Annotated in this window: 10 protein-coding genes; 4 read left to right on the top strand and 6 right to left on the bottom strand. The window is 64.3% G+C overall.

Translation table 11 applies throughout. From position 1 onward, the window contains the following. Positions 1 to 128: 128 nt before the first annotated feature. Positions 129 to 428: a YodC family protein gene (locus QQS38_RS11965; protein WP_479645587.1), complete on the top strand. Its 300-nt coding sequence runs from the start codon at positions 129 to 131 to the stop codon at positions 426 to 428. 60 nt (positions 429 to 488) lie between these two features. Here QQS38_RS11965 and QQS38_RS11960 read toward each other — a convergent pair whose 3' ends face one another. After that, the gene (locus QQS38_RS11960) at positions 489 to 956 is read right to left on the bottom strand and encodes a superinfection immunity protein (RefSeq protein WP_479645586.1); all 468 of its coding nucleotides are present in this window, start codon (positions 954 to 956) and stop codon (positions 489 to 491) included. Between QQS38_RS11960 and QQS38_RS11955 the strand changes: the two genes are divergently transcribed. Both QQS38_RS11955 and QQS38_RS11950 read left to right on the top strand, forming a co-directional pair. After that, on the top strand, positions 905 to 2,365 hold the full coding sequence (locus QQS38_RS11955; RefSeq protein WP_479645585.1) for a M20 family metallopeptidase: 1,461 nt from the start codon (positions 905 to 907) through the stop codon (positions 2,363 to 2,365). The two genes, QQS38_RS11960 and QQS38_RS11955, sit on opposite strands and share 52 nt — an antisense overlap. A 95-nt stretch (positions 2,366 to 2,460) precedes the next feature. Beyond that, positions 2,461 to 3,039, top strand: coding sequence for an NnrU family protein (locus tag QQS38_RS11950; RefSeq protein ID WP_479645584.1), 579 nt, complete (start codon positions 2,461 to 2,463; stop codon positions 3,037 to 3,039). A gap of 26 nt (positions 3,040 to 3,065) precedes the next feature. On the opposite strand, the gene QQS38_RS11945 is transcribed toward QQS38_RS11950, so the two are convergent. Next, a complete protein-coding gene (locus tag QQS38_RS11945) occupies positions 3,066 to 4,277 on the bottom strand; it encodes a winged helix-turn-helix domain-containing protein (RefSeq protein ID WP_479645583.1) in 1,212 nt (403 codons plus the stop codon). Between the two features lie 135 nt (positions 4,278 to 4,412). Then, positions 4,413 to 5,666, bottom strand: coding sequence for an MFS transporter (locus QQS38_RS11940; RefSeq protein ID WP_479645582.1), 1,254 nt, complete (start codon positions 5,664 to 5,666; stop codon positions 4,413 to 4,415). Positions 5,667 to 5,775: 109 nt separating this feature from the next. On the opposite strand from QQS38_RS11940, the gene QQS38_RS11935 reads away from it, so the two are divergent. Next, positions 5,776 to 6,702, top strand: a complete 927-nt coding sequence (locus tag QQS38_RS11935; RefSeq protein WP_479645581.1) for a LysR substrate-binding domain-containing protein — start codon at positions 5,776 to 5,778, stop codon at positions 6,700 to 6,702. A 76-nt stretch (positions 6,703 to 6,778) separates the two neighbouring features. Here QQS38_RS11935 and QQS38_RS11930 read toward each other — a convergent pair whose 3' ends face one another. The 3 genes from QQS38_RS11930 to QQS38_RS11920 form a co-directional block, all read right to left on the bottom strand. After that, positions 6,779 to 8,176 (bottom strand): MFS transporter, encoded by a 1,398-nt coding sequence (locus tag QQS38_RS11930; RefSeq protein ID WP_479645580.1) that lies wholly within the window; start codon positions 8,174 to 8,176, stop codon positions 6,779 to 6,781. Between the two features lie 234 nt (positions 8,177 to 8,410). Next, a complete protein-coding gene (locus tag QQS38_RS11925) occupies positions 8,411 to 10,162 on the bottom strand; it encodes a S53 family peptidase (RefSeq protein ID WP_479645684.1) in 1,752 nt (583 codons plus the stop codon). A 448-nt stretch (positions 10,163 to 10,610) separates the two neighbouring features. Continuing rightward, positions 10,611 to 12,329, bottom strand: coding sequence for a S10 family peptidase (locus QQS38_RS11920; RefSeq protein ID WP_479645579.1), 1,719 nt, complete (start codon positions 12,327 to 12,329; stop codon positions 10,611 to 10,613). Positions 12,330 to 12,431: the final 102 nt, after the last annotated feature.

Raw genomic sequence — 12,431 nt, 5'->3', positions numbered from 1 at the left:
CTTGACCTCGGCGGTTATGAAGAGGGGCTAGGGGCGGACGGCATGGTTATTTTCTTTTCCGTTCGTCACCGCACAATTGGAACGCCGTCGCGCACGCGACGGTTCAAATGCTTGGCGACGGAGTCCTTATGTCGATTGCTACCCGTGACCCGGTTGAACAGTATTGCGTAGGCGACGTCGTAACGCTCAAAGGGGGCGGCTCGCGCATGACGGTAACGGCCATTACCGCCGAAGGCGTATTGTGCCAATGGTTCGACGAGCACGGGGAGTTTCGGCAGGGTACGTTCGCACGGGAGGTGCTCGACCAAGAGCCGCGCTCGATTCCGCCCGGGCTCGTTCACGTTCGCGGGTACGGCGCCGGGGCATGGGTCGGTTCGCTGGCGGTGGTCTCCCCGTTCGCGCAGACGGCCCTCAAATCCGCCGTGTAGCCGGGGGCAGCCGAACCCAACCGGACCGACCGGCAGCGCGAAGACACCGCTCGGGCGTGATCAGCGGTTGTCACCGCGCTTGGCCGCGCGCTGTTCGATATGCGAGAAGAGTGCGCTCGAGAAGGCGCTCATCGTCATTAGGCGGCGCTTTGCCGTGATATCGCGAGCGATGCCGGCCGGGGGATTGGGTAGAAACGCCCAGTAAAGCGCGAGCAGCCAGCCGAATACCGTCCAACCGATACATGCGTTGAACAGCGCGATCGTGAGCAGGTCGTAGCGGTCGCGGCGATCTGCCACGATGGCCGGCAAAAAGTAAATCGCCAGAGCAAAGACAACCTCGACGACTTCTAAGGCTACGTGGCCCAACATGGCACTCCCCTCGATGAATGGGGTGAGTTCGATTGTCGCGCATTCGTTACGGCTGCGCACGACGATCGGGGCTATCATGTGCGCTTTGACTGCCCCAGCCCGCCGCCATGACAGCACATGATGCGAAGCAGCAAAATAAATCGATAGATCCGCGCGCATTAACTCAGTTCGTCGAACGCAAATGGGATGAAGAAATCGTCCCCGCTCTGACTGAATACATTGCGATCCCCGCCAAAAGCCCCGCGTTCGATGCGCATTGGCAAGAGCACGGTTACCTCGAACGCGTGGTGACCGACGCCGCGAGCTGGGCGCAAGCGCAGCGGGTGCAAGGCCTGACGCTCGAGATCGTGCGTTTGCCGGGGCGCACTCCCGTCATTTTCTTCGAGGCGCCGGCCACGGCACCCGGCAGCACCGACACCGTCGTGCTGTATGGCCATCTCGACAAGCAGCCCGAGTTCGACGGATGGCGCAAGGATCTCGGCCCTTGGACGCCGAAGTACGAGGACGGCAAGCTGTACGGACGGGGCGGAGCCGACGACGGGTACGCCATTTACGCCAGCGTGTGCGCGCTTGCGGCGCTGGACGAGCAGGGGGTCGCCCGCCCTCGCTGCGTCGGCCTGATCGAGACCTGCGAAGAATCGGGGAGCTACGATCTGCTGCCCTATGTCGATGCGCTGCGCGCGCGCCTCGGCAATGTCGGGCTCGTCGTCTGTCTCGATTCGGGCGCGGGCAATTACGACCAACTCTGGCTGACTACGTCGCTGCGTGGTCTCGTCGGCGGTTCACTCGAAGTGCAAGTGCTCGACGAGGGCGTTCATTCGGGCTCTTACGGCGGCATCGTGCCATCGAGCTTTCGTGTCATGCGGCAGTTGTTCGAGCGCTTGGAGGATGCGGCGACGGGCAATCTGCTGCCGGCGGCATTTCACTGCGACATACCGCCCAGCCGGCTGGCGCAAGCGCGCGCGACGGCGGCCATTCTCGGCGACGAGGTGTGGAAGGCCTCGCCATGGGCTTGTGGGCAAGACGGTAAGCCTGTATTGCCGGTGACGGCCGACCCCTACGAAGCACTGCTCAATGCGACCTGGCGGCCTTCGCTGTCGGTCACGGGCGCGGAAGGGTTGCCGCCCCTCGCCAGCGCCGGCAATGTGCTGCGTCCGCGAACGGCCTTCAAACTGTCCCTGCGGCTCCCGGCGCTCGTCGATGCGGCGCGTGCGGTCGCCGATCTCAAGGCGCTGCTCGAACTCGATCCGCCCTATAACGCGAAGGTAACGTTCAAGCCCGATGCCAGCGCCGACGGCTGGAACGCGCCGGACCTGGCGCCGTGGCTCGCACGCGCGGTCAGCGATGCATCGCGCACACATTTCGGCGCCGACTGCGCCTTCATCGGGCAGGGCGGCACCATTCCTTTGATGAACGTGTTGCAGGAAGGATTCCCGAAGTCTCAGTTCGTCGTCTGCGGCGTGCTGGGTCCGAAATCGAATGCCCACGGGCCGAACGAATTCTTGCACGTGCCGTTCGCCAAAAAGTTGACGGCCGCAATGGCGCATGTCATCGCGGCAACGCCGTGACGCGCAGGGGCTCTGTTTAAGCGCGGATGCCGCGGGGCGTCTGCCGATCGCGCTCGCAGCACGAATGGCATTGGACAATAACAAGGGGGTTCGACGTGGCGATATTGATTCTCGGCTTGCTCATTTTTATCGGTGTTCATAGCACGCGGCTCGTCGCGCCGGCATGGCGCAATCAGCAGGTCGCGCGATTCGGCGAGCATGGCTGGAAGGGCCTCTATTCTGTCGCGTCGCTCGTGGGATTCGTATTGATCGTATGGGGTTACGGCGTCGCGAGGCGAACGCCGGCGGTATTGTGGTCGCCGCCCATCGGCGCGCGGCATCTTACGGCATTGCTCGTTGCGATGGCGTTCGTGTTGATCGCCGCCGCTTACGTGCCGGGCAATCGGATCAAGCGAACGATCGGGCATCCGATGATGGTGGGCGTGGCCGTCTGGGCGCTTGCCCATCTACTGGCGAACGGCACGCTCAACGCCGTTGTGCTCTTCGGCGTATTTCTGCTTTGGGGGGCGGCCGGCGCGGTCGTTTCGCGGCGGCGCGATCGGATGGTCGGCGTGCAATATCCGGCCGGGACCGTTTCGGGCGATACCAAAGTCGTGATCGTCGGCTTGATCGCCTGGGCGCTGTTCGCCTTCGTGCTGCATCGCTGGCTGATCGGCATGAGCCCGCTGGGGTGAGGGGTATCGCGCCGGCGCTCGGCCGTTCAATCCATGGCGAGGACCGCTCGTGCGACTTCGGGCGGCGCCGAGCCGATCTTCAACGCCGGCGTGCCGTGCCACTGTGCGCAACGATGCACCGCGCGGCGTAGCTTGGAGAGCATCGACACACCGGTGCGCACCCCCGGCTCGAGATGAATCGACTTCAATTCGAACAGGCCTTGTTCGCGATGCGCTTTGGCGTCGACGCGGCCGATCAATTTACCGCGATGCAGAATCGGCAGGCAGAAGTAGCCGTACTTGCGTTTCGCCGCCGGCGTGTAGCATTCGATCGCATAGTCGAAGTCGAATAGGGCCGCGGCGCGCTTGCGGTCCCACACGACCGGATCGAACGGCGAGAGCAACGTCGTTACCGTCGAGCGCAGGCGGCCCTGCGCGGCATCGTCGATCAACGGCGCCAACTCGATCGGCACGAAAGCATCCTGTTTCCATCCTTCTACGCGTATGACGACGGCTTCGCCCCGATCGGCCAGCGCATGGAGCTCGGCCGTGTAGGGGCGGCGCTCGATTCGATAGTAATCGGCAATCCAGTCGGCACGGCCGACGCCAAGCGCACGGCAGGTACGGGCCACGAGCGTTTGCAGCACCGTATCGGCCGGCGACAGGTCGCGCTCGTCGTTCCAGTCGGGCATCACGCGCTCGGCGATGTCGTACACGCGATGAAAGTTGCGCCGCTGTGCGACCATGAGGCGCCCCAGCGTGAATAGCACTTCCAAATGGCGCTTCTCGGGCTTCCAATCCCACCAGCCATTGCCGCGGCCGGCTTCGCGTGCGAAGTCGGCCGCGCGAACCGGCCCGTGTTCGCGCACGTGAGCGAGCAGGCGCTCGATATCGTCGCGGTGCCGTTCGTGCCAATCGGCCGCGTATTTCCAGCCCATCTTGCTCGGATCGAGCATGCGATGGCGCATGAGTCCGTAGTCTTCGATCGGCAAGAAACAAGCCTCGTGCGACCAGTATTCGAACAGGCGCCCTTGTGCGAGATGCTCGTCGAGCCACTGCGGAACGTACGGCCCGATGCGGCTGAACAGGACGAAATAAGGGCTGCGCGCGACGACGTGGATCGTATCGATCTGCAATTGCGCCATGCGGTGAATGGCGGCCAGCACATCGTCTTTATTCGCTTTGCGGCGCGGCGGCGATAGTAGCCCCTGCGCGGCCAGATGCAGCGTGCGCGCGGCGGCGAGCGGAATCGTCGTCATCGGCAAGGTCTCGCGATACCTATTCTTCGTAGCGGAAGCCGCGGCGTACACCGGCGGGGCGCTTCGTGCATTCGGGCCGAGCAAGGGCGGCCGGCCCCAAGCTCGGGCCGCCGTAGCCGATGCAGCCTTCGAGGGCTATTCGGAAAGCGGCCGAGGAAAGAGCGGGCGAACGAGAAGAGGAGCGAGCCCGGCGACGAACCACACGAGCGTCCATGACGTAGCAGCGAGCAGATGAGCCAGCGCGATCGGCACGAGAAAAAGGCCGGCATACACGAGCGCGTTGGCCATGCCGAGCGCGGTGCCTGCGCGAGCCGGTCCCGCAAGCGTCGCAAGTTCTGCATAAGCGACGCCGTGCCATGCGGACACGCACACGCCAGCGACAACGGTGATGACGACGATGGCGGCCAGCGGCGCCGCGTGCCCGAGCGATACGACCGCGGTCAATGCGGCGAAAGGCAAGGCCGCTGCAATCGTGGAGCCGCGCAGATAGGCGCGCCGATTGCCGTGACGGTCCGTATAGCGGCCGCTCCAGACGCGCATCGCCATTGCGCCCACCTGGAGCGACGCCATCGCTGCGCTGATGCCAAATGTGCCGAGGTGTCCGAAGTCGTGCAAGAACACGGTCCCGAGCGTCAGGATGGCGAACTGGGGCACGCACAGCGTGGCGATGCCCAACGCCACGCGCCATATTTGTATTTCACGCAGCGCGCTGGGTGGGTTCGCGACCGCCGTCGGCTGCGCCGCGCTTGGCGCAGCGGGTGCGTCCGGCGGCTCGTGGAGCCAGCGCAGCGCGAAGATCGCGGGCGCCGCACACATGAGCGCCAGCACGCTGTAGACGGCGGCAAAGCCGTGCGCCGAAGCGAGCCACGGCAGCAACGAGGCGCCGATGCCGCCGCCCATTGGCACGGCGGTCTGCCGGATGCTCATGGCGACGCCGCGTTCGCCTTCCTTGAACCAACTCATGATCGCGCGGCCGCTCGACCCGTTGACGCTGCCGCCCAGCAACCCGACGAGCGCCATGGCGAACACGAGCAGCGATAACGCTGGGACGGTCGTGGGCGAGGGGACGAGATAAAGCGCCATGGACAGCAGCGCGAGCGCGGTCCCGATCAATCCGGCCACGAGCACCGGCCGATCGCCGAACCGATCGGTGGCCACGCCCCACGGCAGCTCGGACAGGGCGATCCCGAGTCCGGTGGCGCCCAGCACGAGTCCGAGTTGGGCATTGCCGAGATGGTAGCCCGTGCGTATCCAGACGGCCGTCGTCGGAATGCCGGCCGCCACGGCGGAAAAAGCGGCATTCGCGGCGACGCCCACCCCCAGCACCTTCCATCGATGCGAGGCGCGGAACGTCTTGGTCCGTGTGTCGACGAGATATTGCGCATCCATGAATCACTCCGCGTCAGATTTGACGGAGGGAGTGTCCCACCCTATCATCGTGCTGAAAATCGGATAATTTAAAACCTATCATTCGGAAAAATAGGACGATAGAAGCGATATGAGCCAAGCGAACTTCGATGTGGCGGCGCTGCGCAGTTTCGTCACGGGCATGGACTTGGGCAGCTTCGCGAAGGCCGCGGACCGCGTGGGCCGCTCCACTTCGGCTGTCAGTGCGCAGATCAGAAAGTTGGAAGAGCAGGTGGGGGCGCCGCTGTTTCGGAAGGCGGGACGCGGTCTGGGGCTGACGGACGCCGGCGAGGTGATGCTGCGCTATGCGCGCCGGCTCGTCGAGCTCAACGACGAGGCCGTTGCCGCTGCCCGCGGAACGGATCTCGAGGGCTGGGTGCGGCTGGGCTTGCAGGAGGACTTCGGCGAGTCGATGCTGCCGGGCGTTCTCGGGCGCTTTGCTCGGGCGCACCCGAAGGTGCGCATCGAAGCGCGTGTCGCGCGCAACGCCGAGCTGACGGAGCGGCTCGATGCGGGCGAACTCGATCTTGCGCTCGTGTGGGACGATTTCAAGCTTACGACGCGCTCGCGGCGCGCATCGGGCGTCAGCGTCGATCTCGCCAAGCCGGCCATGCATTGGATCGGCTCGGACGCATTGCAATGGACGCGCGATTGCGGCGAACCGCTGCCGCTCGTGTTGTTCGACGGCGGGTGCGTGGTGTGTTCGCTCGCGACGGACGCGCTCGATCGCGCGGGCATCGCATGGCGCGTTGCGCTGACTAGCCCGAGCCTCGCCGGTTTGTGGGCTGCCGCCGCGGCAGGGCTCGGCATGACCGTGCGCACGGCCTATGGTTTGCCGCCGACAGTGCGCACGATCGATCCGGGCGCATACGGCTTGCCTGCGTTGCCGGCGCTGGGCCTTACGTTGCTGCGCGCATCGAGCGTCGCCGCGCCTCCGGTCGATCAACTCGCGCAGATCGTGGTCGAAGCCGTGCGTGGCTTCGCGAGCGAGCGGGGCGTCGAGCGAATCGCGGCTTGACCGACTGGGTCGCTGGCGGCAGGGTTGCCGCTTCGGGAGCCGGATGTCGCATTGGCTCGGCGAGATAGCAAAGGACTTACCCTCTCGTGCCCCGGGCGATTTCGTCGCCGGCGTTGGGCGAGAGCTTGCGCGTGATCGGGATGGATCCGAGCGAGAACAGGCCGACGACCACGAACGACGGCCAGAAATCCGACCACATTGCATGCGTATGGCCATGCAGCGCGCGGGCGATCTGCAACACGATGCCACCGACGGTCACACCCAGGCCGAGGGACATCTGCTGCACGACGCTGCCGAGGCTCGTTGCGCGGCCAACGTCCCGGCTCGCGATCTCCGCATAGATCATCGAGTTCAAAGCGGTGAACTGAAGCGCGGGAAAAAAGCCGCCTAGCAGCACGACGAGCCACATCGCCCAGACGGGGGTACCGGGGAAGAAGGCGCCGTACGCGGCGATCGCGATGCTTGAGAACACCGCGTTGTAGATCAGCACCGTGCGAAAACCGAACCTGCGCAACACCGACGAAGTCAACGAGCGCATGAACATGCTGCCGAAGGCCGAGGCGCAAGTGATCGCGCCCGATTGAAAGGCCGACATGCCGAGTCCTTCCTGCAGCGCGAGCGGCAGCAGGAACGGCACGGCGCCCAAGCCGATGCGAAACATCGAGCCGCCCAGCACGCTGGCGCGAAACGTCGGTGCGCTGAGCAGGCGCAGGTCCAGCAAGGGCCGTTGCGCGCGCTGCGCGTACAGCACGTAAAACGAGACGAGCAGGGCGCCGGTCACGCACATTTCGTAGGCGGCGCGGTCGGACACGAGTTCGCTGCCGATCAGCGAAAGGCCGAGCAGAAGAAGCGACGCGCCGCTGGCCGAGAGCATGAACCCGAACCAATCGAGCGGGCCGGGATGCGGCTCGTGCGTGTTGACGATGTGGCGGTTCGTAAGATAGATGCCGAGAATACCGACGGGCACGTTGACGAAAAAGATGAGGCGCCAGTGCAGGTACGTCGTGATGAACCCGCCCAGCAGCGGCGCCGCGGCCGGCGCGAACATGGCAGGCAAACTCAGGTAGTTCATGGCCCGTACGAATTCGCTCTTGGGTACGGCGCGAAAGATGATGATGCGGCCGACGGGGACCATCATTGCGCCGCCGATGCCTTGCAGGAAGCGCGCGACCGTGAAGACGGGCAGCGAGCGCGCGACGGCGCACATGATCGAACCGGCGATGAAGATGCCGATGGCCGTGCGAAAGACGGTGCGCGCCCCGAACCGGTCGGCAAGCCATCCGCAAATCGGAATGAACACGCCGAGCCCGACGACGTAGCTCGTGATGGCGACCTTCAGGGCGACCGGGTCGCTGCCGAAATCGCGCGCCATCGACGGCAATGCCGTGACGATGATGTTGCCGTCGACGCTCTCCATGAACATGGCGCAAGCCACGATCAGCGGAGCGAGGAAAGCTTTGATGGCGAGCGGCATGGACGAGCGGCGCTGCAGCGGCGAATCGCGGGCGAGGACGCAAAGCAGCGATTATGCGCCGACTCGCGCAATCTTGCGTGCGGACGCGCAAGCGATTGTTGCGTGCGCAACGAAAACGGCTGCCGGTCCGCCAAACAGGGCCGGACCGGCATGCGATGGACGTCGCCTTGGAGTAGAGCTTACCGCCCGTCTAAGGGCGATCCGCCGCGGGCTCGGTTCAGGCGGTCTTTCCGCTCATTGCCCGAACGGATGCCCGCTCACGTACGAGGCCAGGTTCGACATGACGAAGCTGCCCCAGCCGGTCGGGTAGTCCCAGCCGGTGCTGGCTTTGTACCCGTAGCCGCTGTAGCCGTTGTTTCCGGACGTCACGTCGTGGACGAGCGATGGCGTCGATTTCACCGCGCTATAGATGCTCGAAGCGGGGAATCCCAGCGAGTTGGCGTGAGCCGATTGCAGCCGCGCCCACAAGCCGACGAAGATCGGCGAAGACAGGCTCGTGCCGCCTATCTGCTGGATCTGGCCGTAGTTGTAGACGAGCGCCCCGGAGCCTTGCGCCGCGTCGAAGGAAATATCGGGCACGGCGCGCCCGCTCGGCGCGGGGCTTACGGAAAGCGCGCTTTGCCATGAAGGCACGGGCTCGACCGCGCTGATGCCGCCGGTCGAGGCCCACAGTTTGCCGTTGCCGTCGAGGCCTTCGTTCCATACGGTTTCCTTGGCCCACTTGCCGCTCGAAGTGAAAAGCGTGGTTCCGCCGACGGCGATGACATTGGGCGAGGAAGCCGGCCACGAAATCGAGTACGTGCTGCCGTCAGGATAGCCGCGGTTGTTGCACTCGTACACGCCTTCGTCTCCCGACGAAACCGAGAATGTCTGCCCCTGCGCGAGCGCTGCGGCAAAAATCTGATCCTCGGTGGCCACGGTGCCGTCGGCCTGGGCGTCGGCTTCGCACCATCCGAGCGAGACGTTGATGACCTTGGCCGTGTTGTCGCTGACGGCTTGATTGAACGCCTGCGTCAAGCCCGTATTGCCCGATGCATTCATGTCGGCTTCGTAGAAGATCAACTGATTGACCGCGCCGCCCGCGGCCCCGACGATATCTTGGCTGTCGAGATCCCATTCTCCTTGCCCTTCTTGATCGTCGCTGTAATTGCCGTTGGGATCCCCCGTTTGCACGGCGGCGACGTTGACTTGCGCGAGACCATTTGCATCCGTGAATTGGTTCAGATCCTGCGTGGCCTGGCTGGCGCCACCGATCGTGATGACGCCCACCGTCGTTTGCGCTGCGCTCGGCAGGCTCCCCGCGCCATAGATCGAACCGAATTCGAGCGGGTAATGCCCGGTCTCGGTCCCCGCGGCTCGAGCCTTCGGTTGCGTACGTGGGCCTCTGACCGCCATCGTGTGCGCCAGCGTCACGTTTTGCAGGCCGAGCACCGACAGTACGGTGTCGCCGAGCGCTTCGGGCACTTGCGCCGGCGCTGAATTGGCAACGACGGTGCGCTCGCCCTTGCGCATGTGCACGAGCGGCGTGTTGAACGCCGTCTTCACCGTGCCGGCCGTGCCGTCGGCGGAGATCAGCATGCGGTTTTTCGAAACCCGAATGTTGACGAACCCGCTATTGCGCAGGTGTGCGACGACCTTTTGCACCTGCGCTTCGCTAGGCGCGAACTCGGCCAGGAACGCTTTCGGCGTGAGGAAATGGCCGTAGCGCGCGTTGCCTCGCTCGTTCACGGCCCGGCCTAGCGCCTCGAGCTTCTTCAAATTGCGCACGCGTAGACCGACGACGACGTGCTCCGGTTCGCCGGCCGACGCTTGCGCGGCGGGCGCCGCCGTGAAAGCGTGCATTTGCTCGGGCGTGAGAAAGGCCCTGGTCTCGGTGCCGACCCATGTCGTCGGCGAACTGGCCGCATGCGCGGGCGCCGCGGCAGCGAGCGGCAACGCCAACGCCGCGGTTTTGAAAATAGCCGATACCGCCCCTTTCGATTTCACAGTCGACTTCAATTGAACCTCCTAGGATTTCAACGTCAAGAGACGCCGTATCCGCGGGAATGCGGTGAGTCAACGGATTTGAGTTAAGCTGCCGTCTCGAGCCAACGTTGTGATTAATTAATGGAGATAACGACACTCAATGATTTATTGAGCATGTTTAACCTAACAGGTCAAAAACGTGGTCGTGTAGCTGTTAGGAGTGGTAGTGGAAATGCGGGTCTGTCCGGCGGAGGAGCGGCTTCGCGCCATATGAGAAGGTTGCGTGGCATCGAATGCAAGCTTCAAGGGAAGATAATTCAGAAGAATCGATTCGGCAAGAATAATCGGTATTAATGTCCCGTAGACGGGGGGTTCTGAACGGTTTCAATTTACCGCCGAGCCCATTCTTTCGTTTGGAAATTCACTTCTAGTTTTAAAGAGCATGATGTCATGCGTTTAAAACCCGAGCTCATCGACCGATCGCTTCGTCGTAGAAACGCGCCAAGTCGCCTTTCAGTGCGTGCAGGGCCGAATCGTCGAGATAGATCATGTGACCCGTCGCGTAATACGTCACTCGCAGGTTTTTGCGCAGCGAGGGCTCGAGGCCCATGTGCTCGAGGTCGTATTCGGTCGCGAAGAACGGCGTGGCCAAATCGAAGTAGCCGTTGGCCGACAACACGCGCAGGTGCGGGTTCTGCCGCATCGCTTCCGCGAGGTCGGCGGCGGCATACGGCGCGCTGAGCGTCTCGCCCCACCACACATGATGTTTCCAGTTCCAGGCGCTCAATACGCGATCGTTGAATACGCGATAAGCGCTGTCGTGCGCGTCGTCGTGCAGATCCTGCGCCAGATGTTGGTGAAACGCGGCGGCGAAGGCGCCGGTGATGTACTTCTCGGACGCGTCGAAATCGGGCGAGGAGGAATCCTGGTCGTACTCGATTCCTTCGAAGCGGCTGTCGTAGCGGCCTACGCTGCGCGTTTGCGTCAACAACAGCTGTTTGCGAAAGTGCGAGGGCGAGATGCGTAGTCGCGCGCCGGTCACATACTGCGGGTCCAGCCCCGTGTAACGGGCGATCCGGCCCGCGATCGCGTCGCGCTCGGCATCGGGCAGCGCGTCGCCCTTGGCCAGCGCCGCGGCATACGGCCCCGCCGCGAATGCGCGCACTTCGTCGAGAAACGCCGGCAGATCGGCGTTTTTGCCGGGGCCGAGCTTGTCGTGGTACCACGCCGCTGCTGCATACGATGGCAGATAGCGTATGTACATGAGATCGAAGCCGGGGGCTCGCACGCCTGAGTTGAGGACCGACGAGAGCAGCACGACGCCGTTCAGCGAGATGTTGTGCTGCGCGAGGCGGTAGGCCAGCATGGCCGCCCGCGTCGTGCCGTACGATTCGCCCAGCAGAAACTTCGGCGAATTCCATCGATCGTTCACGCTCAGGTAGCGGTCGATGAATCGGGTGAAGGCGTCTAGATCGCCGTCGACGCTCCAAAACCGTTTCCCGTTTCCGTGGCCGACGAGCTTCGAGTAGCCCGTGCCCACCGCGTCGATGAAGACGAGATCGCTTTTGTCGAGCAACGAGTCGGGGTTGTCGGCCAGCACGTAGGGCGCGGGCGAGGTGGCTGCGGGGCTGGAGGTATGTACGCGCTTGGGGCCCACCGATCCCATCAGCAAGAACACGCTCGCCGCACCCGGCCCGCCGTTGAACAGGAAGGTCACGGGGCGCGGGGCGTCGTGCCGAGCGGCACGTGTATACGCCACGTAGAACACGCTGGCCTCGGGCTCGCCCGCGTCGTCGCGCAGCAGCAGATTGCCCGCCGTGGCGCGGTAATCGATCGTGCGGCCGCCGAGTTTCAGGGTGTGGTCGGTGACGGTCGATTTTTCCCGCGGGACGGGCAGCGCGGCGTTGGGTCCGACCGATTGCTCATGCGCCATGTTTGCCGAAAGGCTGCCATGAACCTTGGCGTTCGGCGCTGTGGCCAGCGTCGCGGTCGAGGCGGCTGCGGCTGCGGTGGCGGCAGCGGCGTCGCTGTCGCTTTCATCGTCGGCGGCGGCATGACGGCTCGCGCCCAGTGCGCACGCGAGCGCAATCGAAAGCGCGGCGAGCTTGGCCGCACGATTGCCGGATGGCGCTGAGGCGAAACGATGGGGCATGGCTGGACCTTGTGTGACGGACGCGGACCGTGACATGGAGGAATTTCCTAGCAAACAGCCTTCCCTGGTCGGTCGCCGGAGCGTACCGGGCGCGATCTTCGCTAACATGTCGACGATCGACCGTCACCTCACCAAGGC

It is taken from the genome of Trinickia sp. Z7 (assembly GCF_056498045.1).
This window is presented reverse-complemented; position numbering and strand designations above follow the sequence as displayed.